Source organism: Gluconobacter sp. GP1 (genome assembly GCF_032913585.1).
GTDB lineage: Bacteria > Pseudomonadota > Alphaproteobacteria > Acetobacterales > Acetobacteraceae > Gluconobacter > Gluconobacter cerinus.
Genome location: NZ_JASGXC010000003.1, coordinates 1 through 25,226 on the forward strand (window position 1 = coordinate 1; position 25,226 = coordinate 25,226).

A 25,226-nucleotide genomic window follows, 5' to 3' on the forward strand; every position below is an offset into this window, starting at 1 on the left:
TTTCACCCTTACACACACTTTCCATTCACAAAGCAAAACTAAAAAAATCAAAAAAAACGCCAGAAAAATCTGGCGCTTTCTTCGAAAGTCCCGGTTTTCCGCGACAATCAGTCTGCGGAGGACGAACGACCATTAATCGTCAGCCCTTTATCGTCCGCAGAGACGGTGATGGTGTCGCCATCCCGGATGGTTCCATCCAGCAGAAGTCCTGCCAGAGGGTTCTGAAGGCTGCGCTGGATCACCCTCTTCAGCGGACGGGCGCCATACACTGGATCATATCCGGCTTCGGCCAGCCACTCGGTCCCCTTCTGATCCAGATCCAGTGTGATCTTGCGATCTTCCAGAAGCTGACGCAGGCGACCCAGCTGGATATCGACAATCCGTCCCATATCTGCGCGCTGCAGACGGGAGAACAGGATGATCTCATCCAGACGATTCAGGAATTCCGGCCGGAAGTGATTGCGCACCACCTGCATGACCTGCGCCTGCACCAGTTCCGGCGATTCACCGTCTTCCTGATTGGCGAGAACATCTGAACCAAGGTTACTCGTCAGAACGATGATCGTATTGCGGAAGTCCACAACACGGCCCTGCCCATCCGTCAGACGGCCATCATCGAGCACCTGAAGAAGGATGTTGAAGATGTCCTCATGGGCCTTCTCCACCTCATCAAACAGGATGACCTGATAAGGACGACGACGCACAGCTTCTGTCAGAACACCACCTTCGTCGTACCCGACATATCCCGGAGGTGCGCCAATCAGGCGCGACACTGCATGCTTCTCCATGAATTCACTCATGTCGATCCGCAGCAGAGCCTTCTCGTCATCGAACAGGAACTGGGCCAGAGCCTTCGTCAGCTCGGTCTTGCCCACACCCGTCGGACCAAGGAACAGGAACGACCCAATCGGACGGTTCGGATCCTGAAGTCCTGCTCGGGCACGACGCACAGCATTGGCGACGGCAACCAGAGCCTGCTCCTGCCCGACCACACGCTCACGCAGCGTATCTTCCATCCGCATGAGCTTGGCGCGCTCACCTTCGAGCATCCGATCTACGGGAATACCCGTCCAACGTGAGACAACCGATGCAATGCCCTGATCCGTGACGCTATCTGCAAACAGGCCAGATTTAGATGCTGCGTCTTCCTCTTCCTGCGCTTTGGCAATCTGAGCTTCCAGGTTTGGAATCAGGCCGTACATCAGCTCGGAAGCCTTCGCGAGATTTCCCTGACGCTGCGCCACATCCACATCAGAACGTGCTGTATCCAGCTGTTCCTTCAGCTTCTGAATGGCATTCACGCGATCCTTTTCGGCATGCCACTCGGCACCCATCGCATCGGACTGCTCCTCCAGATCAGCCAGTTCGGCCTCAAGAGCCTGCAGACGATCCTTGGACGCCGTGTCGTCTTCCTTACGGATGGCTTCACGCTCGATCTTCAACTGAATGATGCGGCGATCGAGTTCGTCCAGAGCTTCCGGCTTGCTGTCGATCTGCATCCGCAGACGGCTGGCAGCCTCGTCAATCAGATCAATGGCCTTATCCGGCAGGAAGCGATCCGTAATATAACGGTTGGAAAGCGTTGCAGCGGAGACGATGGCGTTATCCGTGATGCGCACACCGTGGTGAAGCTCGTACTTCTCCTTGATGCCACGCAGAATAGAGATCGTATCCGCAACAGATGGCTCACCGACGAAAACCGGCTGGAAACGACGGGCAAGCGCGGCGTCTTTCTCGATGTACTTGCGGTACTCATCGAGTGTCGTCGCACCAATGCAGTGCAGCGTCCCGCGAGCAAGTTCCGGTTTGATAAGGTTGGACGCATCCATCGCACCGTCGGAACGGCCAGCGCCCACCAGCGTGTGCATCTCGTCAATGAAGAGAATGACCTCGCCTTCGGCTGTCTCAACTTCTTTGAGAACTGCCTTCAGACGCTCTTCAAACTCACCACGGAACTTCGCACCTGCAATCAGAGCGCCCATGTCGAGAGACATCAGCCTCTTGTTTCGGAGCGCTTCTGGCACATCGCCATTAACGATACGCAGCGCCAGACCTTCAACGATTGCAGTCTTACCAACGCCTGGCTCACCGATCAGAACCGGATTGTTTTTGCTGCGGCGGGCCAGAACCTGAATCGTGCGTCGAATTTCCTCATCACGGCCAATTACCGGATCGAGCTTGCCAGCCTGTGCAATCGCCGTAACGTCACGTGCATACTTCTTCAGCGCATCAAACGTATTCTCGGCAGATGCGCTGGTCACTGTCCGCCCCTTGCGGATCTGTGCAACGGCACGTTCCAGCGCGGAGGCATCGGCCTTTCCTTCAACCAGTGCTTTACCCGCGGCTGATCCACTCGCAGCAATGGCCACGAGCAGACGATCCTGCGCAACATGGCTGTCACCTGCGGCTTTTGCAGCAGCTTCAGCGGAATCCAGCAGCCTTACGAAATCAGGCGTGGCTTGCGGCTGACCTGCACCGCCGCCCTGAACCTTCGGAAGCTTGGAAAGTGCTGCGTCATTGGCAGTCTGAACAACTTTTGGATCACCACCCGCAGCCCGGATAAGGCCGGATGCGGCACCCTGATCATCATCCAGCAGGGCCTTGAGCAGATGCTCCGGCGTCAACTGCTGATGGTAGTCTCGAAGGGCAATAGTCTGTGCGGCCTGGAGGAAACCCTGGCTCCGCTCAGTGAATTTCTGAATGTCCATTCTAATATGTCCTCTCATGCCCCGTATCGGCGGCATATGGTGTCTCGGTCGCCCCCGAAGGCGACGACCGGTGATGAATATTTAGGCACTCATTTTTTTGTTTCAAGGGCATCCCGATGACGTTTCGCTGGCCCGTGCAAGACCATATCGGCCTCCGACAGTCTGCCAAACGCATTCCGCTGCTGGTGCCAGTAAGGATAAATCAGATCCGGGGCACTGACATCGTCAAGCCGTGCGACTTGTGCCTTCGTCAGACGTAGCGATGCCGCAGCAAGATTATCCAGCAACTGGGTTTCCTTACGGGCTCCAATCACTACGGACGTCACACCCGGTTTGTGCAGCAACCACGCCAGCGCAACGCGTGCAGGCGAGACATCGTGTTCCTCTGCGATCTCCACCAACACTTCAACCGTATCGTAGAGTTTTTCGATATTGCGGACTTCCGGTTCTGGCCAACCCGAAATACGTCGGCTATCCGCAGGCGCCGTCTTCCCGCGACGATATTTGCCCGTCAGCAGCCCACAGGCCAGCGGGCTCCAGATCTGAACGCCCAGTCCTTGATCCACAGCGAGTGGCAGAAGCTCATATTCAGCATCCCGTGCTTCCAGAGAATAATAGATCTGTTCGGAGACCGGCGTAATGAGACGGTCCCGCTCCGCGGCAGACAGAAGCTTCATGGCCTGCCAGCCAGCAAAATTGGAAAGTCCCGCATAGCGGATCTTGCCCTGGTCCCGAAGCGCCTGAAGTGCCTCCAGCGTCTCTTCAACCGGCGTCAGACCATCCCATTCATGCAGATAATAGAGATCAATATGGTCTCGCCCTAAACGACGCAGGCTGTCATCACAGGCATTCAGAATATGATGCCGCGACAGGCCCTCTTCGTTCGGGCCTTTGCCCGTCGGAAACCGGACTTTGCTGGTCACAAGCAGTTCCCGGCTTCTGCCTTTCAGAACACGACCAAGGATTTCTTCGGCTTCTCCACCCGAATAACCATCGGCCGTATCAAACATGTTGACGCCATGCTCGACGCAGAGATCCACCATGCGTGTGGCCTCTGAGACGTCAACATTGCCGGTGGAAGCGAAATCGCCCTGCCCTCCGAACGTCACAGAGCCAAAATTGAGTGCGGAAATTTTCAGGCCAGAGCGACCTAGCTGACGATACTGCATATCCATCAGGTTCCTCTTCTGAGACAGACCATGACACACAACACCTCAACGGTGGATCAGTCCCGGTAAAATCGGCCCCGCTCTCATCATCGTGAGCACGGCGACTTCTCATGCTCGTGCACTCTGTTCAGGAACGACAGGTCAGTCCATGATTGATGTCAAAACTTTTCCTGTCCCGGAGCCGCCATGCCGTCATTCCGTCTCCGCAGAGCCCTGCTGTCCTGCGCGTTTCTGTCTTCCCTGCTTCCCGCCTTACCGGCCATGGCCTCCGAACCTGCATCATGCATGCTCGATCTTGCCAAAACACGGAACGGAACGCTGGGTCTGCCCACACGATCAGAAGTGACACCGGATGGACATTCGGTTCTCTTCCTGCGTTCTGGCCCGTTCGACACACGCCTGCATCTGTTCCGCTACGATCTACCTGACCATTCGCTGCACGAACTTGCAGCCCCGGAAGCGGGTCCAGAGCACTTGTCCGTTGAGGAGAAAGCCCGGCGAGAGCGGGCCCGCCAGTCCATGTCTGGCATCACCGACTATCAGATGAGCGAAGATGGCGGCACGATCCTGGCATCTCAGGGTGGACGCCTCATCCGCATTGCAGCTGATGACGGCCGGGTATCTTCCGTTGATGGCAACTGGATCGCGCCCCGCCTTTCCCCGGACGGACAGACCATTGCCGCAGTGCGGGACAATGACCTTTACGCGGTCAATCTGGTAACGGGCGCCGAAACACGGCTGACCACTACAGGCACAGAAACGCTGACCAATGGGTTGGCCGAATTTGCCGCAGCAGAAGAACTGGAGCGCCCGGATGGCGCCTGGTGGTCTCCGAACAGTCAGACCGTGCTTTTCGAAGAAGCTGATTCAGGCAACGTCGAAAAACATTACATCACCAATCCAGAGACGCCGCAGGCGGCTCCGGTCGAGTTCCGTTATCCGCGCGCCGGCACACCCAATGCACGAACACGTTTTGGTCTCACCAGCATCAAAGGCGGAGACGTTCGCTGGATTGGCTGGGATCATGAAGCATGGCCCTACATGGCGCGTGCGGTCTGGCGGAAGAACGGTGGCCTGTTCCTTGTTCTGCTCAACCGGGAACAGACGCAGGAACAGGTTCTGTCCGTTGATCCAGCCACAGGCAAAACAACGCTCCTCCTCGCAGAAAGCGACAAGGCGTGGCTCAATCTTGATCCGCGAGACGCCGGTGGCAGCCATGCCTTGCCCGTCGTGCTGAACGGCCAACAGGGTTTCCTTTGGGCCTCGGAGCGCGGAAAAACGTGGCAGCTTGAACATCACGCCGCAGATGGGTCCCTGAAGCGGGTGTTGACGCCCGATACCCTGCCGTATGTCGCGTTCAATGATTACGACGCAGACAGCAACAGCGTTGTCGTGACGGTACGCCCGAACCGAATTGATAACGAGGTCGTCCGGATTTCACTCGCAGACGGCAAAATCACTCCGGTCATCACGGAGCCAGGCATCCACAATGTCCATTTCACCAATGGCACCCATCGCCTGCTGGTCGATGCGTTTGCCGCCGCTGACGGAACTCGGCGCACTCTTCTGCGAGACGCAAAAGGGAAAATCCTGGCCAGCCTCCCGGGTATTGCGCAGCCCCCTCACCTTCCCGTCCACGTACAGTTCACAACGGCCGGGGACCGACAACTCGATGCCGCGATCATCCGGCCAGAGCATTTCCAGAAGGGCCATCACTATCCGGTCGTGCTGTCCGTCTATGGCGGCCCCGGCGTAAAGCTTGTGCACGATACACCGTCGAGCTTTCTGGAAGACCAGTGCCTCGCCAATCAGGGCTATGTCGTTGTCACGCTGGATGGACGCGGCACTCCGGGTCGGGATCATGACTTTGAGCGTGCCATCAAAGGCAACCTGATCGATGCTCCCCTTCAGGACCAGATCGATGGCTTGCAGGGGCTGGGCAAAACTTACCCTGAACTCGATCTGTCACGGGTGGGTGTTTATGGCTGGTCTTTCGGGGGCTACTTCACGGCAATGGCCACCATCCGCCGTCCGGACTTCTTCAAAGTCGGCGTTGCAGGTGCACCCCCTGTCGATTTCGCCGATTACGACACCGCCTATACCGAACGCTATCTGAACACCCCGCAGAACGACCCGGAAGGATATCGCAAAAGCAACGTCCTAACCTATGCGGATGGCCTGAAACGCCCCCTTCTGGTCATGCACGGCCTGACAGACGACAACGTGTACTTTGAAAATACTATGAAGCTGACACAGGCCCTTCTGAAAGCCGGAAAACCTTACGATCTCCTCCTGCTCCCCGGCACGCATATGCTGCCTGATCCGCTTTTACGCGCGCGCGTAAGCCAGCGTCGTGCAGAGTTCCTGGATGACGCTTTAAAGCCCTAAGGTTGATCTGCCTGGGCCGCATGATCCGAATGGTTCGGAGAGACAGCCCAGGCTTTCAACGCTGCCTGATATTGCCGCGATGCTTTGAGCCTGGGCATGTAGGTAATGGCGCGATGGCTGGAGAGTGGGAAGGTCTGCCCATTAAACGATCCTCGGGCGCCACAATGCCCAACCCGACAAGCACTGTCAGTATCCTGCAAAACAACATCTTTCCCAGTCCGGCGAAGCGTCAAGCGACAGGGCTTCTCGCCTGCCATGAAGGGTGGTTCCTGATACACCAGAGCCTCTCCCTCCATGCGGCCGATGCCTGACAGGGAACACATGTGCCCATTGAAGAACTGTGTTTCTATTCGAAGATACGCCGCCTCTGCGCTGACGGGCACAACCTCCAGAACATTGTCGCTCCAATAGGTATCACCCGACACGTCACCGTTTTGGAAATGCGTACTGTACCGCCCCGAAAGCTGATTTTGTTCAGGAGCGGGCCGCCCCATCGCGACATGAGCCATCGTCGCTCCCGCCAGAACCACGCCCAAACAGACAGCAACACTCCGCATCTACAAAGCTTTCCTCTTAGTGAGACAGCTCCGGAATCAAAACCAGAAGCGCGTCCATTGCGGGAGCAACGGCGGAAACCGGCGTCCGTTCATTCAGTCCATGCATGAAAGAGTCTGAATTCTTGATGAAAATCGGGCTGATGCCATAGCTGGGAACACCATGAGAGCGAAACCACATGCTGTCGCTCGCTCCGGATGACATGGCTGCAAAGACCGGCACATCCGGATAAACCGCATGAATAGCGGCATCAATCGCATGCACCACATCAGGCCGCATGGGAGACGCAGCCGTTTCAACAGACCCTTCTGTCGCGTCTTGAATCTTCATACCCGGGTCCTGCGCCGCGTCGCGCAGTTCAGCCATGATCGAAGCCCTGGAGTGCCCCGGAAAGATGCGACAATTGATATTAGCCGTCGCCCGCTGGGGAAGCGCATTGAGCGCATGACCACCTTCAATCATCGTGACCACACAGGTTGTGCCAATCCGCCCCACAAAGGATGGGTCAGCCGATAGCGTGGCAATGGCCTTTTCATCGGCTGGATTGGCTGCGAACGCCTTCATGGCAGCCGCAATATCAGGCTTCTGCCAGCGGGCCGCGTTGACAATGAAACTACGGCTCAGGTCATTCACTTCCGGTTTGAAGCGATGTTGCTGGATCCGCAGAAGATCGGCACTCAGCTCATCAATGGCATTGACGGATCTCGGCTCCGAAGAGTGACCACCGGGGTTCGTCACGGTCAGACGGAAATCAGCGTAGGTTTTTTCCGCACCTTCCCATGTGAAATAATCTGGCTTCCCCGTCTTTTCATCCAACGTGCCATTGGCCCCGTCCATGTTCAGAACAAGTTCGGCATTGGACAACTTGTCAGCGATGATGGCGCCAGTTGCCATCGTCGTCTCTTCATCTCCCGAGAACTCGATGATGATATCCCGGCGGGGCACGTACCCTTCTTTTTTCAGCTCCAGCAGAGCAGAAATAGCCAGTGTGTCATCCAGCTTCATGTCCGTTGAGCCACGGCCGAGCAGATAGCCATTTTCAATCTGTGGTTTGAAAGGATCGTGCGTCCAGTCAGACGCCTTGGCTTCAACCACATCCATATGGCCGGAAATCACCAGCGGCTTGAGAGAGGAATCACGGCCAGGCCAACGGGCAATCAGATACGCCGTATCCTTGTAGGGCGTGATCGTCACATCCGCAGGCGCAAAACCTCCCTTAACCAGAGCATCCCGGAAAAGGGCTGCGACCTGTGGTGTCTGGTTGGCTGGCCCCGCAACAGATCGCAGGGCGATGGCCTGCTCAGCAAGGTGCAGGGCTTGCGTTGCGGCGTCATGATGCTGGGGAGCTGCGGCAAGCGCGCTCCCGCTCATCAGGGCCAGTAACAATCCTGCGCCAATCGTATTCCGCATCGTCTTCTCCTGCATCAGATGCGAAATCGTAACCATACGGACAGTGGATGCCTAGCCGGTGCGTTGCAGGACATTTCCATCCATCTGGCGAGACGGTTTCAAGATATCCTGCAATGGCCTTTCCTCAGGCCGCAAACCCATCCAGCAGGCTCACACCAGATTTTTCAGACATGGCCTGACGGTAAGCCTCAACCCCGAGCGGGTAACGCAGTCCTTTGATGAGTGACATGCTGTGAAGCTGGGCAAACAGATGAATATCGTCTGTGGAAAGCGTGCCATTCACGGCTTCAGGAGACTGGATCAGAGGCTCGAGCTCTTCCAGCAATGCGTTCAGCTCTGCAATTTCCTTTGAGCCATCTGCCAGAATTTCCCAGAACGGGCCGGTAGATTCTTCCTTGCGGCGAATAAAGCCCGCCCGGGAAGACGTTGTCGCGAATTCAGGCAAAGGCGCGCAAACTGCACGCGGTAAGAAGAGGCGATACGTGGCCTTGCTGCTTGCACGCAGCCAATCTGCAATGTCCTTGCGAACCGGCCCGTTCAGAACCGGGGCGCCAACTCCATCAATATGGGAGACGATATCCATGCTCTCCGGCATGTATCGACCGTTCTCCTCCAGAATCGGGACAACCTTTCTCCCAACCATACTGATCGGGCCAGCTTCGTCGTCATTCAGGAAAATACGCTTCTCGAACGGGATGTTTTTCAGGCCAAAAATCATCATGGCCTTCACGCAGAACGGGCAGTGCTCATAAACGTGAAGGATACGGGTTGTCTGATTCATGATCTGAAAATCCTCATGTCTGTCAAAAGTCGTTGCTCCGCATAAATCGGTCAGGCTTCACCCATAGCGGAGGAGAGCAGCAGCGGATCAATGTTGATGGCCGCCAATGCCTTTCCCCATTTTTTTGAATGATCCATGCCAAAGACAATCTCATCACTGGCCGGCGCAACCAGCCATGAACTATCCCTCAGGATCTCTTCTTCAAGCTGACCCGGTGCCCAGGATGCATGGCCAATCGCCATCAATGCCCGCTTGGGGCCCTGCCCCGCAGCAAGCTCCCGCAGTACATCCAGACTGGCCGTCAACGTCGCCTGATCATTGACGCCCAGACTGCCCTCTCCGTTCCAGTCTGTCGAATGCAGAACAAACCCATGTGAATGATCGACGGGGCCACCCATACAGACGGCAATCCGGCGTTCAGGAGGGTTAGGCTCAATTCCGAGCTGCGCAAAAAGATCATCCAAACCCGGCTGGGCCAGACGACGGTTAATAATCAGCCCCATCGCCCCGTCTTCGGGGGAGTGAGCACAGAGATAGATCACGCTCTGGGCGAAGACTGTCTCCGCCAGTTGCGGCGCCGCAACCAGGAGCATGCCTGTCAGGTTGTCATTCTGTCCGGCGAGTGTTTTCTTCATTCTCTACAAATGGGTGCATCTCGTGCCTCTTTGCAAGCGTTCCCATGTCGAGAGTTTTATGGAGGTCTTCATGTCCCTTACCGTTCTCGTGACCGGTGCCACTGCCGGCTTCGGACACGCCATCGCCACACGCCTCGTACAGGATGGCCATCGCGTCATCGCCACAGGAAGACGGGCAGAACGTCTTGAGGCCCTGAAAGCCGAACTCGGGGACAATCTTCTCCCCTTCCCTCTGGACATGACGGACCGCGACGCACTCCGCGCACTGCCAGGCAGCCTGCCGGAAAACTGGCGAACCGTGGACGTTCTGGTCAACAACGCGGGCCTTGCACTCGGTATGGAGCCCGCACAGGAAGCCAAGATCGATAACTGGGAAACGATGATCGCCACCAACGTCTCTGGTCTGGTGGAAATGACCCACGCACTGCTGCCCGGAATGGTTGAGCGCAACTCCGGATATATCATCATGCTCGGAAGCACTGCGGGCCTCTACCCCTACACTGGCGGCAATGTTTATGGCGCCACCAAGGCGTTCGTGCGGCAGTTCAGCCAGAACCTGCGAACGGATCTTCTGGGCAAGCGCATCCGCGTTACGGATATTGAACCGGGCCTGTGTGGCGGAAGCGAATTCAGCTCTGTTCGCCTCAAGGACGACGACAAGGCAGCCGCTGTCTACAAAGACACCACGCCCCTGACACCGCAGGACATCGCAGAAACAGTCTCCTGGCTCGTGGGCCTGCCGTGGCACGTGAACGTCAACACAATGGAGATCATGCCTGTCTGTCAGGCTTCTGGTGGCCTTGCGGTGAACCGTCATGTCGGCTGAAAGCGGTATTCCCTCGCGCCTCACAATTACGGACGGCACGAAGTTCAAACTGACCGACTTCAGAACCGATGACCGGATTGGGCACGACAAGAAAAGTGCCCATACCCGCATTCGGGACTGCGTGGACCGGATGGCTATTCTGCAGGGGCGTCTGGCGGCCCACGGGTCCCACGGTATTCTGGTCGTGCTGCAAGGGATGGATACGGCAGGAAAGGATGGCGCTATCCGCCATGCGTTTTCCGGTCTGAACCCACAGGGCTTTCACGTCACATCCTTCAAGACACCCGCCGGCGCAGCAGAAAAGCGCGATGACCTCTGGCGTGTGCATCTGATGGCGCCAGCCCGGGGCGAAATCGCGGTTTTCAATCGCAGCCACTATGAGGATGTTCTGATCGCACGTGTCCATCCGGATATCGTCAAAGCACGCGGCCTCAACCCGGATGAGCCCGGTTTCTGGGACCGGAGACTGGCTGACATCCGGCACTTCGAAAGCTACCTGACGCACCAGAACGTCATCATTCTGAAGCTCTTTCTGCATATCTCTGCGGACGAGCAGAAAAAACGTATTCTCAAACGCCTGACCCAACCCGAGAAGCGCTGGAAATTTTCTCCATCGGATCTAGCCGAACGTGAGAAGTGGCCGGATTACACCAAAGCTTACGAGGCTGCCATTCAGGCAACGTCCACTCCGGAAGCCCCCTGGCACATCATCCCTGCTGATCATAAATGGGCAGCCCGCTTGATGGTCGCCGAGGCTCTGCTGGAAACCATGGAAAAACTTCACCTCAAAGTACCCGAAGAAAAGCTCTCCGACACATTGAGGGCTGCCCGTGATGCCCTTCTCGCAGAAGGGTCTTCCAGGACCTAATAAAGAAAAACCCCCGCCGGATCACTCCGGCGGGGGTTTTCAGTTCTGACGTGAAATCAGAAATCAGGAACGACGCTTGCGGCTCGCACCTTCACCTGATGAGCCACCAGCACCCGGCTTCGGACGACCGAAACCGGAACCGCCACGGCCCTTGTAACCACCACCAGAACCGCCACCGCGCGGGCCGCCCTTGAAGCCGCCACCAGCGCCACCGCCGGACCGACCAAAGCGCTTACCTTCGCCGGGGTTACGACCACGGGAACCATAGCTGCTGCCACCGGCAGGCTCAGCAGACGGCTCGATCGTCACTTCGTCAGGCTCCGCGCCAGCCACACAGGACTTGAAGCGCTCGACGCTCTCATCCGTGATCTGGAAATAGGTCTGATCCTGCTCGATGCGGATGCTGCCGATGTCACGCTTCTGAACGTTACCAAGACGGCAGATCAGCGGGATCAGCCACTTCGGATCAGCGCGCTCTGTACGACCGACGCTCATCTTGAACCATTCGCCCGACACGATGCGCTCTTCACGCGGTGCGCGCTCCGGACGATCGCCACGGCTCTGTGGAGCTTCAACGGACATCGCACGGATCTGCTCAACGTTCGGCAGGCGAGCACGGTACATCTGCACCAGCGCTGCTGCGAGCTTCTTCGCGTCGTAGGTTTCAGCCAGCTTCAGAACCAGCTCATCCGTCGTCTCTTCGGATGCGTTGGCAAGGATCGGATCATCCAGCAGGCGCTTCGTGTCCTGAGCGGCGATCGCGTCCGCCGTAGGAACGGCTTCCCATTCGGCCTTCACGCGTGCCATTTCCAGCAGGCGCTCAGCACGACGGCGCTGGTTCATCGGCACCATCAGCACACTGGTGCCCTTACGGCCCGCACGGCCGGTACGGCCAGAACGGTGCAGCAGGGTTTCAGAAGCCGTCGGGATGCTGGCGTGAATCACAAGGTTCAGCGCTGGCACGTCAATGCCACGGGCAGCAACGTCAGTCGCGACACAGACGCGGGCCTGACCGGAGCGGAGGCTCTCGATCGCACGGCTACGCTCGTTCTGACCCATTTCGCCGGAAATGGCGACAGAGGCGAAGCCACGCTCCAGAAGAGCAGCCTGCACCTGACCAACCATCATACGGGTGTTGCAGAACACCATGGCCGTCGGGCTTTCGTAGAAACGCAGAACGTTCACGAGGGAACGCTCGATTTCCTGCGGAGCCGTTACGACACAGCGATAGGTGATGTCAGAATGCTGCTTGGCGCCGGAAACCGTATCGATGCGCTTGGCATCTTTCTGGAAGCGCTTGGCAAGAGACGCGATTTCGCGCGCAATCGTTGCCGAGAACAGCAGGGTGCGACGCTCGGATGGGGACGCATCCAGAAGCTGCTCAAGCTCGTCACGGAAGCCCATGTCCAGCATCTCGTCAGCTTCGTCGAGAATGACGCAGCGCAGACCGGACAGGTCAAGGGAACCACGGGACTGATGATCACAAAGGCGGCCTGGCGTTCCCACAACAATGTGGGCGCCACGGCTGAGGTCGCGGGCTTCACGGCGGGCATCCGTGCCACCAATGCAGCTCGCGATACGAGCGCCGGTCTCGGCATAGAGCCACTCAAGTTCGGACTGGACCTGAAGGGCCAGTTCACGCGTCGGGGCAATAACCAGAGCCAGCGGCTGTGGCGACGGCGGGAGGCGATCAGCCTCACCAAGCAGCGTCGGCGCAATAGCCAGACCAAAAGCTACGGTCTTGCCTGAACCCGTCTGGGCGGAAACCAGAAGATCACGATCCTCCAGCCCTGGCTGCAGAACTGCTTCCTGAACGGGAGTGGGCTGTTCGTAGCCACGCGCCGTCAGGGCGCGCAGAAGGGCAGGATGAGTATCGGGGAAAGGCATATTTAATGAACACTCGGCAAACGTCACGCCGACGGCAAAAAGCGGCGGCTGGGATGCCGCTGCATAAAGACTTCCGAGCATAAATGCCAGAAGTAACGCATCCGAACCTGCGAATCAGGCAAAATCAGCCTCTGGGCTTCCGCCCGACAACCGCCCGAACCGTGTCACGCCATGCCGTCAGATCTTCCGGAGGAACGACTTCACCTGTGTCGAGTTCCCCAAAACCAGCCTTCGAAAGAAGAACACTGACAAGACGTGCGCGGTCTTCTGGCTCCAGAGCCTGCCACATTGCAACAGCTTTCTGCTGATGAAACTGATCTGAGAATGTGACAATCAGAGGAGCCCCTTCCTTCAGAACACGAAGGGCTTCCGTCAGGACTTTCAACGGCTGCGTCAGGTATGCCACCCCGTCACACAGCGTTATGGCGTCGATTGTGTCGTCTTCGAACGGCAGGATGGGGTCTGCGTTCAGATCCTGCACGATCCGTGTCGTCAGCACAGGATTGGTGTCCAGCGCAGCCTTGGACGCTCCCAGTCCGATGGCATCCTGAAACCGTGCCTCTTCTGGATAATGGCTGAGTGACCCCGCCATCAGATCCAGAACCGTGCCCCCAACGGGAAGAGATGTCTGGTAAAGTGCCGCAACTGCCGTGCGGGCCCCCATGTCCATCAGCGAATCCGGAAGACGCTGCGCATAGAAGATCGTATCCGGTTCATTATTGACGCGCGTAAACGCCGCTGCGTGAAAACCTTCAACCTGTTCCGTGCCGCTCATATCCATCTCCTCCTGACTGACCTGTCGAAATGAGGGTATGTTCCTCGTGCGTCAACCCGCAGGATGCTCTATGGGAGGCACCATCATGACCCTTTCTTTCACCAAGATGCACGGCCTGGGCAATGATTTCATCGTCATTGATGGCCGCGAAACCGACCCCGCCCTTGACGAAGCCACCATCCGGCACCTGTGCGACAGACGCTTCGGCATCGGCTGCGACCAGCTCGTCCTGCTCTCTGCCCCAACCTTGGAAGGTGCGGATGTTCTGGTCCGTTTCTTCAATGCTGATGGGTCGGAATCCGGCGCCTGCGGAAATGCATCGCGGTGTGTTGCCAGCCTCGTCGGTAACAATCCCGTTCTCCAGACCCGCGCTGGACTGCTCCTCACGTCACAGGATGGCGATCGCATTACGGTAAATATGGGTGCTCCCCGGACTGGCTGGCAGGACGTGCCGCTATCCAAGGATTGCGACACACTTCACCTGCCCCTGCATGATGCAGCCGCCTGCTCCATGGGAAATCCTCATGCGACCGTTTTCGGCGACGTATCGCGCGCAGAAGACCTCGGCCCCTCTCTCGAGAAGTCTCCGCTCTTCCCACAGCGCGCCAATATCGGATTTGCGGATCTCATCACGCCCGGCCACATGCGCCTGCGCGTCTGGGAACGCGGTGCGGGTTTGACGCTGGCTTGCGGCTCAGGAGCCTGCGCTGCCGTGGTGAACGCCGTACGCCGGGGCCTTGCAGACCGGACCTGCCTCGTGACCATGGACGGTGGAGACCTAGAAATCACCTGGCAGGAAAACGGAGACGTCCTGATGACCGGGCCGGCCACAACCGTTTTCCATGGCAAGCTTCCGTGACTGCCCCTTCTGTCCTGACATTCGGCTGCCGTCTCAACGCGCATGAGAGCGACGGCATGGCGCATCACGCCCGCGGGCAGGATGACACCATCATCGTCAATACATGCGCCGTCACGACCACAGCCGAGCGACAGGCGAGGCAGGCCATCCGCCGCGCTCACCGCGAGCGCCCGGATGCAAAAATAGTCGTGACAGGCTGCGCGTCGGAAATTGACGCCAAGCGCTGGATGGAGCTGCCCGGCGTGGTGCGGGTCGTGCCCAATGCCGACAAGCTCAAGCCCACCACATGGGGTGACAGCAAGCCCGGCCTTCCGCCATCACGGCATGCCCGTGCTCTGCTTCAGGTCCAGCAGGGATGCGATCATCGCTGCACGTTCTGCATCATTCCCTATGGCCGGGGAGACTCCCGCTCCACCCCCACAACGGAAGCTATTTCGAGAGCCCGCGCCCTAACTGAGGCAGGGCATCGTGAAATCGTTCTCACGGGTGTTGATATTGCTTCATGGCAAGGCACAGATGGCGAAGGTCTGGGCCGGATGTGCCGGACGCTCTTGCAGGACGTTCCCGCCATCGAACGTCTGCGCCTGTCGTCCATCGACCCTGTCATTCTTGATCCGGAAACGGGAGATCGGGACCTTTGGTGGCTTCTGGAAAACGAGCCCCGCCTGATGCCACATCTGCATCTGTCTCTTCAGGCTGGTTCCGACCTCATCCTCAAGCGCATGAAACGCCGACACACCACCACGCAGGTCGCGTCCATGCTCCAGAATGCTCGCACACTCCGGCCGAATATTGGTGTTGGTGCAGATCTCATCGCGGGCTTCCCGACAGAAACAGACACGCTTTTCAACGAAACACTCTCCTTCATCGAAGAGCAGGCTATCTCGTTCCTGCATGTCTTTCCCTACAGCGAACGTCCCGGCACACCCGCCGCCCGAATGCCCGCCGTACCGAACGGAGAACGGCAGGCCAGAGCAGCCCAGCTGAGAGCTGTTGGCGAGGCAAACCGCGATACGTTTCTTGAAAAATTTGTGGGTCAGACTGTGAACGTCCTGATCGAGACACCTGACCGAGGCCACTCGCCGGAATTTGCGCCCGTGCGCTTCGCAGCCGATGCCTCCTCCGCAGTCAGAGGGAGCATCATTCCCCTGTCGATCTACAGTGTCTCAGAAGGGCATCTTCTGGGACGCAGCCCTGCCTAAAAACCTGCGGTCAGGGCAAAGCGGGCAGAAACTGGCTCCAGCGAATGACATGTTGCGCCGCTCTGCGCAGCAGACCCCAGTGTCAGGCGATAGTTATACGCATATTGTGCCGCTTGCGCATGCGCATTGAAGACGTTCGCTCCAAGTTTCAGGTTTTTGGGAACGCGAGAGCCAGTATTCAAGCTGCGTTCCTGTGGAGCGCAGGCCAGTGGGTATCCTTCAAGCAGCAGTCCTGCAAACCGCCATACAAAGGCCTTTGATCTGCACAAGGATGCCAAACGAACAGACGAAACTTGGGGCGTTCATCACCTAGCCACCATCAATTCCATAACTTGCCCGATCAACGCCCGATAATGCGCCCTCGCAAAGGAGAAATCCGTGTTGAGCTCAGGCCAGACAAAGGGATTGTACCTCTACCCCTTCCCGACGACTGGCAAGCCGGGAAGACGTTACGTCCGCATCACCGTCGTAACTAAACTCGGACACAAAATCGGGGATAAAGGCAGCCGCCTGAACATTCAAATGAGGGATAGGTGTGATCCGTACACCGACTTCCCCGCTGACGTTGCGAGCGGAAATCGTCGGAGGGAAACCCTCTTCTGTCACTCAGGTAAGTTCGACCTTCTTCCAAAGACCCAACACCAGACATCCCTCTTAGCTTCACACCACGAAACCGGGGTGAAGAACCATACTTCCCTGCAGAAACTGGAACGCTTTCGGACTGTAACTGTGTGAAACAATCGCCCAGCAGCCCGTTTACCCGCAGGAAATCGACGCTACAGACTTGACGTTGGGCCTGACCTGTCCGAACTCCCGTAAATGGCTGGATTTTTCTCACGACTCAAACAGGGTCTTTCACGCTCGAGCTCACGTCTCGGAGCTGTGTTCACGCATCGCAAGCTGGACGATGCCGCTCTTGAAGAACTCGAAGACGAACTGATCGCGGCAGATCTGGGGCCTGTCGTGGCAGAGCGTGTCATCGAGAGCTTTCGCAGCTCCCGTTTTGGCAAGGACGTCACAAGTGACGAAATTCGCGATGCCCTGGCCGAAGAGATTGCTCGGGTTCTGGAGCCCGTTGCGATTCCGTTTGAACCTGATCCGAAGAAGAAGCCACATGTCGTTCTCGTGGTGGGCGTCAACGGTGTAGGCAAGACCACAACCATCGGCAAAATGGCCCGCCATTACAGCGAAGAAGGCAAATCCGTCATGCTCGTGGCGGGAGATACCTTCCGTGCTGCGGCTGTCGAACAGCTTCAGGTCTGGGGGCAACGCTCAGACGTGCCCGTTATCGCGGGAAAACATGGAGCAGATGCTGCGGGCCTCGCCTATGACGGTATCAAACGCGCAACGGAAGAGGGAAAAGACCTCCTCTTCATCGATACGGCTGGCCGCCTGCACAATAAGGGCGCGCTCATGGAAGAGCTGGCCAAGATCATCCGCGTCATGCAGAAATTCGACCCAACCGCGCCGCATTCGGTATTGCTGGTGCTGGATGCAACGACCGGTCAGAACGCCATTGAGCAGGTGCGCGTGTTCCGGGAACTGGTGAACGTGACAGGCCTGATCGTGACCAAACTGGACGGTTCTGCCCGTGGTGGAATTGTGGTCGCACTTGCAGAACAGTTCAAACTGCCCGTGCATATGGTCGGTGTCGGCGAACAGGCCGAAGACCTGCGCCCGTTCTCGGCTCAGGATTATGCGCGCGGTCTTGTGGGTGGAGCTACGGGAGATCTTGCCTCCCGGCTTGTCGAGAGCCCCTCAGAAGAAGAAACCCCGGAAGACTGAAGATACCGGCCCTTTCAGGCCTGCCTCTCACCGTCTGAAGTCAGCCATTCCTCTCGCAGGGCAGCGATCTTCTTTTCGATGGCCCTGCGCTCCCTGCGAACGTAATCCGCATACCAAAGTCTGGCACCAATGGCAGACGCTTCAGCGACCAGCCACGCCACGCCAACGGCCATCCAATCCATCACAAGCAGCATTGGCTGCATAATTTGCTGGGTACAGGCCTCCCAATCCCCATGTGACAACCATGCTTCCCTCAAGGGATGAACCATGACAGCCCCAAGATAAAACAGAACAATCATGATCCGCTGCCGATCAGCATCCGGATCGATGAATCGAAGCACGATCAGAGGCAGCAGCAGAACACCGCCCACAAGCAGACTGCCCGGCACATACGCCAAAAGAAGGCCAAGGATGAGGCCGTGCCACCATTTGAAACTCGCCTCTGTCACGCGCAAACGCACTGACTGGCGGGTCATTCACAAAACTCCAGCCAGATACTGGTCATCGCGACAGCAATCCCGATCAAGAGTGAGAAGAACTCTCCAGCATTGCGGGCCTGTTTTTCATGGACAGCTTTGCGGACAGGCTCCTCCTCGAGAACTTTCTCAAGGTGGGCAATCTCTGCTTCAGCCTGCCGAGCCAGCTTGCGATCATGCTGCAAGCCGGCAGGGTCAGTGACGTTATCAAGAAACTTCGTAAGATTTCCCGTTTCGGCCAGCTGAAAAAGCCGGGCACGACGCTTTGCTCTCGTCGTTTTGCTTCGCCATTGCTTAAGCTCGTTTTCCAGCAAGGAAAGCGCCCGCTTTGCCACAGCACTGAGGGGTGTCTTGTCGAAACGGCGCTGGGCCGCAGCCATCAATGTCAGATCCGAAAGCCAGGACGGAAGACCCGCTTTCTGGGACTGAGCAAGTGGGATGATTCCCTGGCGCGCGCAATGACTTTCCAGAAAGGTCCGCATCTGATCGTCCAGAAAGCCTGAACGCCCCAGGTCGTCGGCAGAGAGCTCCTGTTCAGAAACGTGCCGATCCAGCCATTGCAACAGACCCGCTGACAACGAGATCCGTTCTTTCAGGCAACGAGAAGACAGGCAGGGCTGATAGACATTCACATCGTAAGGTACACGACGGATCTGCTCCATTCCCTTTGCACCTGTTCGCCGGGCATCAGTCGCGAGATCATTGATCTGCTTTGCCTGCAATGCGGGCAGCGAAGGAACATCAAACACTTCTGGGCTCGTCATCAGGAAGCCCGCTATCCCACGGATATTGCGCTGCTCTTCAGGCGGGAACCGTCCGGCCTCGGCACACGCCAACATATGAGGAATGGCGGATGGCCAAAACCAGTGTCCGGCCCAGAACATTGGAGCGGCAGAGTCCAGAATGGCAATGGCCCGTGTCACAACCATTGTCGTCGGGTCTACGGCTTTGTTTCCGCTGGATGGCAAAAACGCAATTCCAGCCTGTTCGATCAGGCTGGACATGACCGACAGCTCCAGCTCTCGATGTAACCATTGGCTGACAATTTTTCGCTGAAGCAAAGACAGGAACTCATTGGGATATTTCCCGGCATACCATGCCAGTGCCTGTGGTGTTCTGACCTCCACACCGCCAATGACCAGAGGCGAGCGCGCGGGAATATCGGGCCGGATTGAAAACAGCTTGCTCGGCGCAATCGTTATAAGGTCATTGGGAGAGGGTCTGTTTTCGGGCCTGTCTGAAAGCATGGCCTTCAGAAGGGAGACCAGACCTGCGGGAACATTATGCCCCTGCATGTAGGCCTCAGCAGAACCCACCTCAAAACGTCGTTGCAGAATTTCGTTATCTGACATGCCCCTCAGAGGCAGTTCCCCGATGCAAAGGGAGAGAACCAGTACTCCCAATGAAAAGATGTCGCAGGCAATCGTCCCGCCACCCCGCGCCGTTGGATGACAGACTGCGGAAGACAAAGGCTCGAACAGGACAGGCTGCGCTTCTGCATTACAGGCAACCCCAAGCGGGCCAACGACCACCTGATGCAGCCCCTGCCCAACAAACAGATTATCTGGCCGGATCCCACGACAGGTCAGCCCCATGGAGGAGAGCTTCTCAAGAGCATCGGCAATAGGGCGTATAACCCCATCAATAATCTGGCTTTCAGACCAGACACCCAGATTGTCTTTCAGGGACGGTCCGGGAGGGTGCGGACATAGCACCCAGAGCGAGCCTGCATGATATTCATGGGCATGCAGGCCGATAACACTCTCATGTCGGAAAAACATAAGATCAGAGAAATGGGGAGATGGCATGGACGGTGCCAGCGCCAGCCAGGTTGAACCTGTGGCCGTAATATCCTGAGCCACCCAGGCAGGACAGCCGCTGAGGTCAGGTTGTTTCTGGCTCGTATTCACCAGGTAACGGTCTGCGATCAGCAGTTCGGGGCTGTCATCTCCCTGAGTGTAATCCATGTCCGTTCCATCAAATTCCTGTCTGACACTCTATGCCGGACAGGAATTGAGGCTTCGTTAACGGACCGGCAGTTTCACGTTCAGAAAAACTCAGTCTTCGAACGGGTCACGCATCAGGATCGTGTCATCACGCTCCGGGCTGGTGGACAGCAGCGTAACCGGAGCTTCAATCAGCTCCTCAATACGACGAACATACTTGATGGCCTGTGCCGGCAGTTCACCCCAAGAACGGGCGCCCGCTGTAGTTTCCTGCCAGCCCGGCATCGTCTCGTAAATCGGCTTTACGCGAGCCTGCGCACCCGGAGCGGATGGGAAGGTATCGATCTTCTTACCGTCCAGCTCATAGCCAACGCAGATCGAGATTTCTTCCAGACCGTCCAGCACGTCCAGCTTCGTCAGGGCAATACCCGTGACGCCACCCACACGCGCTGCACGACGCAGCATGACAGCATCGAACCAGCCACAACGACGCGGACGGCCAGTAACCGTGCCGAACTCATGACCACGCTCACCGATCGTGCGGCCAACGTCATCAAACAGCTCGCTCGGGAACGGACCTTCGCCCACGCGGGTTGTGTAGGCCTTGGCAATACCCAGAACGAAGCCGATGGAAGACGGGCTGACACCACTGCCAGACGCAGCAACCGCAGCAACAGTGTTGGAGCTCGTCACGAACGGATAGGTGCCGTGATCGACGTCCAGCATGACGGCCTGTGCACCTTCAAACAGGATACGACGACCAGCACGACGCGCTTCGTCCAGACGGTCCCAGACCGGGCATGCGAAAGACATCAGACGCGGTGTGAATTCCGTCAGGAAGTCCTTGAGTTCTTCCTTCGTGAAGGTCTCAGCACCCAGACCCGCCAGCAGCGTGTTGTGATGCAGAAGCACTTCGTCCAGCTTCCAGTCCAGCGTCTCCGGCTCGGCCAGATCACAGACGCGAATGGCACGGCGTGCAACCTTGTCTTCGTAAGCCGGGCCGATACCGCGGCCAGTCGTGCCGATCTTGCGATCACCGCGAGCAGCTTCACGCGCACGATCCAGCGCACCATGGACTGGCAGGATCAGCGGAGCATTCTCAGCAATCCACAGCGTTTCCGGCGTGACCTTCAGGCCCTGCGCCGTTACGCGGTCAATCTCGGACATCAGCGCCTTTGGATCAATGACAACGCCATTGCCGATCACGCCAATCTGGCCACGCACGAGACCCGATGGCAGCAGTGACAGCTTGTAGACCTGATCGCCGACAACCAGCGTATGACCGGCGTTGTGACCACCCTGGAAACGGACAACGATATCAGCGCGGCTGGCAAGCCAGTCCACGATCTTGCCTTTACCCTCGTCCCCCCACTGGGTTCCGATCACGGTGACGTTGGACATGAGCTGGCTTCCTCGACTTGGTATGCAGAGCAGAAATTAGAAAAAACTGGGGGTCAGAGCGCGTGCGCTGCGCCATTCCGCCAGACATGGGTGCAGCGCAGATAGAGCGCTTCGGCATCAGGCTCTGCATCTACTTCAAGTGCAGAAACCGTCGCAAAACCTTGAGCATGGAGGGCTGCCATAGCCTCATCCTCCAGCCGAACGGGCACATAGCACCGCGGACGGGACGGCGGCACAGGAGCCGCACGCAACAGCGCCTGCGGACGCAACGTCAAACCACAGGCTGGCTCCTGACCCGCAATATACCGTCCACCACGACCCAATTCTTCACGCGAGGTGGTGGAAAAGACCGTGATGCATAGCCCGGTATGATACTGCCATCCCCGAAAATCCACGGGATCTACCGTCAGACGCAAGGACGGTGCGCGCTCGCGAATAGCGGCAACGGAGGCAACCAGACGCTCGAAATGCGGACGGACGGAAGCCGGAAAGTCGAGAGAGGCGAGCAGATCAAGCGCGCGACTGGCAGGACCTGCAGCCTGAAGCATGACCGCGAGAGTGTCCGCGATTGAGCCGCCAAGTTCAGCAACAGACGCTGCATCCTTGCGGTTCAGCGCCTGAATCAGATCTTCCCGGTCCGCTTCAGGAATAGCAGTCTCGATCAGGCCCAGAGCCAGAGCTGGCATCGAGAGGTCGAAGGACACACCCTTGATGCCCAGTTCCTCAAGTGCTCTGGCGCCCAGCGCCACTACTTCAGCATCAGCCTGTGCAGAATCCGGGCCAATCAATTCGATACCAGCCTGGGAAACCTGACGGTCAGCTTCACGTCCTGGCGTGCCGATGACGATGCAGCTTCCGGAATAGGAGAGACGCAGCGGGCGCGGTGCATCCTGAAGGCGGACGCTGGCGATACGGGCAATCTGCGTCGTCATATCTGGCCGAAGGGCCATCATACGATGAGAGCTTGGGTCCATCAGACGGAACGTCTGAGTGGAGAGCGCACCGCCTGAACCATTCAGAAGGGAGGTTTCAAACTCCAGCATGGGCGGACGTACACGCTCATAACCATGCCGGGAAAAGGCTTCCATGACGCAGGCAATGCCCCGCGCCTCAGCTTCGGCTTCCCCCGGCAGAAGGTCGGAGAAGCCAGACGGCAGAAGGGCAGCGCTAGGGGTCTCGGAATACAGGCTCATGCAGCAAACTCCTCGCGCGTGCACTCATACGCCCAGTCCAGCCACGGAAGGAGAGCCTGAATATCCGCTGCATCAACGGTGGCTCCTCCCCAGATCCGCAAACCAGCAGGGGCGTCTCGATAAGACGCGAGGTCATAGCCTGCACCTTCCTGTGCGACCAGCCCGGTCAAGTGCTTGACGGCCTTGGCCCGGGATTCAGGCGACAGGGCCTCGAACCAAGGTGCTACGATTTTGAGGCAGATTGACGTGCAGGACCGCGTTGCAGGATCGAACGCAAGAAAGGACACCCAATCCGTCTTTTCCACCCATTCCGCTACGACGGCCAGACTGGCTTGCGAGCGTGCCTTGAGAGCAGGGAGACCACCCGCAGATTCTGCCCACCGCAAACCATCCAGCGCATCCTCGACGCACAGCATGGAAGGCGTGTTGATGGTATCTCCTTCGAACACAGCCTCCAGCAGGCCCTTCTTTCCCGTCAGACGGAAAATTTTGGGCAGCGGACGTGGGGAAGCCTCTGTCAGACGAGCGGCAGCACGAGGACTGATAGCCACCATGCCATGAGCAGCTTCACCGCCGAGGGCCTTCTGCCAGGACCAGGTGACAACATCCAGACGATCCCACGGAAGGTCCATGGCGAAAGCAGCGGATGTTGCATCACAGATGATCAAACCGTCATGCTCGACGGGAATAGCCTCTACATTCGGAATGCGAACGCCTGACGTTGTACCGTTCCAGGTCAGGACGACATCGCGGGACCAGTCTACAGCCGCCAGATCCGGAAGCTCTCCATAAGGCGCGTCCAGCACGCGAAGATCTTCGATTTTCAGAACGTCCCGCAGATCCTGCGCCCATGTTCCGGAAAAACTTTCAAAAGACAGCACATCCATGCCGCGCTCACCGGCGATGGCCCAGAGAATCATCTCAACCGCACCGGTGTCCGAAGCCGGAACAACAGCCAGACGCCAGTCTGCGGGAATGCCTAGGATATTTTTTGAGCGGGTGATGACTTCCTTCAGGCGCGCACGGCCTTCAGGGGCACGATGTGACCGTCCCAGCAGGGCCTGATCCAGAGCCGAGAGGGACCAGCCAGGGCGTTTTGCGCACGGACCAGAGGAAAAGAACGGGCGGGAAGGTCTGACAGTCGGCTTGGACATGCTCGTTCCGGGCTAAACGGTCCTCGGGTGCAGCCAGACTGGTGCGCCCGGTTTGTGGTGCGAGAGGGGGGATTCGAACCCCCATGCCTTTCGGCGGTCGATTTTGAGCCGACTGCGTCTACCGTTCCGCCACTCTCGCGCGAACGGCCCAGACCCTAGTGCATTCCTGAGCAAAGGACCAGACCGTGAAAAAAAAATCCCAAACCGTGGAAAATCAGAGACCCAGCATCAAAAGCAGATTCTGGATCGCAGCGCCAGAGGCTCCTTTACCCAGATTGTCGAGACGCGCGGTCAGAACCACTTTTTCTCCCTGCGCATTGCCGTGCACACGGAGCTCCATGTTGTCCGTATTGGCCAGCGCATCTGCCAGGAGTTTGGGTTCAGACGGCAGAACTCGGACATGGTCACACCCGCGATAAGCTTTTTCAAGCGTTGCCTCCAGATCGCGCGGCGTCGGATGGCCGGGCAAATCCGCAAGGTGAAGCGGGATGGACACAATCATGCCCTGCGGAAAGTGTCCTACGGACGGTACGAACACCGGCTGGCGCGTCAGGCCGGAGTAGTGCTGGATTTCTGGAAGATGTTTGTGTTCCAGCGTCAGCCCGTAAAGAAAGAATGCCGGGCCGCCATCCCGTTCATGCGCCTCGATCGCGGAGCGCCCTGCCCCGCTGTAACCCGAAACGGCATTGATGGAGATAGAGTGATCTGCTGGGACAAGTCCAGCGCGAACCAGCGGCCGTAAAAGTGCAATTGCACCCGTCGGATAACAGCCAGGATTCGCAACATGAGTCGCACCGCGGATCAGGGCGCCCTGATCTTCATCCAGTTCCGGCAGACCATAAACCCAGCCATCGGCAATCCGGTGCGCCGTACTGGCATCCAGAATACGGACGTTCAGACCCTCTGCCAGAGCAACGGTTTCACGCGCTGCATCGTCTGGCAGACAGAGAATGGCAATATCCGCCTGCGCCAGCAGGGCACGCCGTGCCTCAGCATCTTTTCGCAGAGCCGGATCAATCGATAGCAGTTCGAAACCGTAACTTTCCGGCAGGGCCTCGATACGCTGGCGGATGCCCAGCCCCGTGGTCCCTGCTTCTCCGTCGATAAAGATCCTGGCCATGTATTTAAAATCCGGTCTGCAAAAAATGTCCGGCCTGTCCAAGCAGCCGGGCTGGCCTTCTTATCGCGTTACCCTTGGTGCTGTCATC

22 protein-coding genes and 1 tRNA gene are annotated in these 25,226 nt (G+C 57.9%); 6 read left to right on the top strand and 17 right to left on the bottom strand.

Annotated features, from left to right (window positions below):
• Positions 1-107: 107 nt before the first annotated feature.
• Both clpB and R5H23_RS08185 read right to left on the bottom strand, forming a co-directional pair.
• A complete protein-coding gene (gene clpB / locus R5H23_RS08180) occupies positions 108-2,708 on the bottom strand; it encodes an ATP-dependent chaperone ClpB (RefSeq protein WP_264649167.1) in 2,601 nt (866 codons plus the stop codon).
• 89 nt (positions 2,709-2,797) lie between these two features.
• Positions 2,798-3,877 carry an aldo/keto reductase gene (locus tag R5H23_RS08185; RefSeq protein ID WP_317215472.1) on the bottom strand — a complete coding sequence of 360 codons (1,080 nt, stop codon included), beginning with the start codon at positions 3,875-3,877 and terminating at the stop codon, positions 2,798-2,800.
• 186 nt (positions 3,878-4,063) lie between these two features.
• On the opposite strand from R5H23_RS08185, the gene R5H23_RS08190 reads away from it, so the two are divergent.
• The gene (locus tag R5H23_RS08190) at positions 4,064-6,265 is read left to right on the top strand and encodes a DPP IV N-terminal domain-containing protein (RefSeq protein WP_317215099.1); all 2,202 of its coding nucleotides are present in this window, start codon (positions 4,064-4,066) and stop codon (positions 6,263-6,265) included.
• On the opposite strand, the gene R5H23_RS08195 is transcribed toward R5H23_RS08190, so the two are convergent.
• The 4 genes from R5H23_RS08195 to R5H23_RS08210 all read right to left on the bottom strand — a co-directional run bounded on the left by R5H23_RS08195 (position 6,262) and on the right by R5H23_RS08210 (position 9,646).
• The gene (locus R5H23_RS08195; RefSeq protein ID WP_317215100.1) at positions 6,262-6,822 is read right to left on the bottom strand and encodes a hypothetical protein; all 561 of its coding nucleotides are present in this window, start codon (positions 6,820-6,822) and stop codon (positions 6,262-6,264) included. The two genes, R5H23_RS08190 and R5H23_RS08195, sit on opposite strands and share 4 nt — an antisense overlap.
• Before the next feature lie 16 nt (positions 6,823-6,838).
• Positions 6,839-8,230, bottom strand: coding sequence for a M20/M25/M40 family metallo-hydrolase (locus tag R5H23_RS08200; RefSeq protein ID WP_317215101.1), 1,392 nt, complete (start codon positions 8,228-8,230; stop codon positions 6,839-6,841).
• Positions 8,231-8,354: 124 nt separating this feature from the next.
• A complete protein-coding gene (gene grxB, locus R5H23_RS08205; RefSeq protein ID WP_317215102.1) occupies positions 8,355-9,011 on the bottom strand; it encodes a glutaredoxin 2 in 657 nt (218 codons plus the stop codon).
• Between the two features lie 50 nt (positions 9,012-9,061).
• On the bottom strand, positions 9,062-9,646 hold the full coding sequence (locus tag R5H23_RS08210; RefSeq protein WP_046900835.1) for a YqgE/AlgH family protein: 585 nt from the start codon (positions 9,644-9,646) through the stop codon (positions 9,062-9,064).
• Positions 9,647-9,716: 70 nt separating this feature from the next.
• On the opposite strand from R5H23_RS08210, the gene R5H23_RS08215 reads away from it, so the two are divergent.
• Both R5H23_RS08215 and R5H23_RS08220 read left to right on the top strand, forming a co-directional pair.
• On the top strand, positions 9,717-10,472 hold the full coding sequence (locus R5H23_RS08215; protein ID WP_211503549.1) for an SDR family NAD(P)-dependent oxidoreductase: 756 nt from the start codon (positions 9,717-9,719) through the stop codon (positions 10,470-10,472).
• Positions 10,462-11,340: a PPK2 family polyphosphate kinase gene (locus R5H23_RS08220; RefSeq protein ID WP_211508819.1), complete on the top strand. Its 879-nt coding sequence runs from the start codon at positions 10,462-10,464 to the stop codon at positions 11,338-11,340. Before R5H23_RS08215 ends, R5H23_RS08220 begins: the two co-directional genes overlap by 11 nt.
• A 63-nt stretch (positions 11,341-11,403) precedes the next feature.
• Here the strand turns inward: R5H23_RS08220 and R5H23_RS08225 are convergent, their stop codons facing one another.
• Positions 11,404-13,227, bottom strand: a complete 1,824-nt coding sequence (locus R5H23_RS08225; protein ID WP_317215473.1) for a DEAD/DEAH box helicase — start codon at positions 13,225-13,227, stop codon at positions 11,404-11,406.
• 124 nt (positions 13,228-13,351) lie between these two features.
• The gene (locus R5H23_RS08230) at positions 13,352-14,002 is read right to left on the bottom strand and encodes a class I SAM-dependent methyltransferase (protein WP_174694804.1); all 651 of its coding nucleotides are present in this window, start codon (positions 14,000-14,002) and stop codon (positions 13,352-13,354) included.
• Positions 14,003-14,087: 85 nt separating this feature from the next.
• Between R5H23_RS08230 and dapF the strand changes: the two genes are divergently transcribed.
• Both dapF and R5H23_RS08240 read left to right on the top strand, forming a co-directional pair.
• Positions 14,088-14,861 (top strand): diaminopimelate epimerase, encoded by a 774-nt coding sequence (dapF, locus tag R5H23_RS08235; protein WP_211503550.1) that lies wholly within the window; start codon positions 14,088-14,090, stop codon positions 14,859-14,861.
• Positions 14,858-16,063, top strand: a complete 1,206-nt coding sequence (locus R5H23_RS08240) for a MiaB/RimO family radical SAM methylthiotransferase (RefSeq protein WP_317215103.1) — start codon at positions 14,858-14,860, stop codon at positions 16,061-16,063. Before dapF ends, R5H23_RS08240 begins: the two co-directional genes overlap by 4 nt.
• Here R5H23_RS08240 and R5H23_RS08245 read toward each other — a convergent pair.
• Both R5H23_RS08245 and R5H23_RS08250 read right to left on the bottom strand, forming a co-directional pair.
• Entirely contained in the window at positions 16,060-16,245 is a 186-nt protein-coding gene (locus R5H23_RS08245; protein WP_317215104.1) for a hypothetical protein, read from the bottom strand. The two genes, R5H23_RS08240 and R5H23_RS08245, sit on opposite strands and share 4 nt — an antisense overlap.
• A 205-nt stretch (positions 16,246-16,450) precedes the next feature.
• Entirely contained in the window at positions 16,451-16,669 is a 219-nt protein-coding gene (locus R5H23_RS08250) for a hypothetical protein (protein ID WP_317215105.1), read from the bottom strand.
• A gap of 213 nt (positions 16,670-16,882) precedes the next feature.
• Here R5H23_RS08250 and ftsY point away from each other — a divergent pair, with 213 nt between their 5' ends.
• Complete coding sequence (ftsY, locus tag R5H23_RS08255; RefSeq protein WP_046900830.1) at positions 16,883-17,848, top strand: signal recognition particle-docking protein FtsY; 966 nt, start codon at positions 16,883-16,885, stop codon at positions 17,846-17,848.
• Positions 17,849-17,862: 14 nt separating this feature from the next.
• On the opposite strand, the gene R5H23_RS08260 is transcribed toward ftsY, so the two are convergent.
• The 7 genes from R5H23_RS08260 to argC form a co-directional block, all read right to left on the bottom strand.
• Positions 17,863-18,324: a hypothetical protein gene (locus R5H23_RS08260; protein ID WP_317215107.1), complete on the bottom strand. Its 462-nt coding sequence runs from the start codon at positions 18,322-18,324 to the stop codon at positions 17,863-17,865.
• A complete protein-coding gene (locus R5H23_RS08265) occupies positions 18,321-20,291 on the bottom strand; it encodes a protein kinase domain-containing protein (RefSeq protein ID WP_317215108.1) in 1,971 nt (656 codons plus the stop codon). Before R5H23_RS08265 ends, R5H23_RS08260 begins: the two co-directional genes overlap by 4 nt.
• A gap of 90 nt (positions 20,292-20,381) precedes the next feature.
• A complete protein-coding gene (locus R5H23_RS08270) occupies positions 20,382-21,671 on the bottom strand; it encodes an adenylosuccinate synthase (protein ID WP_046900827.1) in 1,290 nt (429 codons plus the stop codon).
• Between the two features lie 53 nt (positions 21,672-21,724).
• Positions 21,725-22,864: an ATP phosphoribosyltransferase regulatory subunit gene (locus R5H23_RS08275; protein WP_317215109.1), complete on the bottom strand. Its 1,140-nt coding sequence runs from the start codon at positions 22,862-22,864 to the stop codon at positions 21,725-21,727.
• Complete coding sequence (locus tag R5H23_RS08280; protein ID WP_317215110.1) at positions 22,861-24,018, bottom strand: phosphoserine transaminase; 1,158 nt, start codon at positions 24,016-24,018, stop codon at positions 22,861-22,863. The genes R5H23_RS08275 and R5H23_RS08280 overlap by 4 nt, the downstream gene beginning before the upstream one ends.
• A gap of 55 nt (positions 24,019-24,073) precedes the next feature.
• Positions 24,074-24,157: transfer RNA gene (locus R5H23_RS08285), tRNA-Leu, on the bottom strand.
• A gap of 75 nt (positions 24,158-24,232) precedes the next feature.
• Positions 24,233-25,138 carry an N-acetyl-gamma-glutamyl-phosphate reductase gene (gene argC, locus R5H23_RS08290; protein WP_046900824.1) on the bottom strand — a complete coding sequence of 302 codons (906 nt, stop codon included), beginning with the start codon at positions 25,136-25,138 and terminating at the stop codon, positions 24,233-24,235.
• Positions 25,139-25,226: the final 88 nt, after the last annotated feature.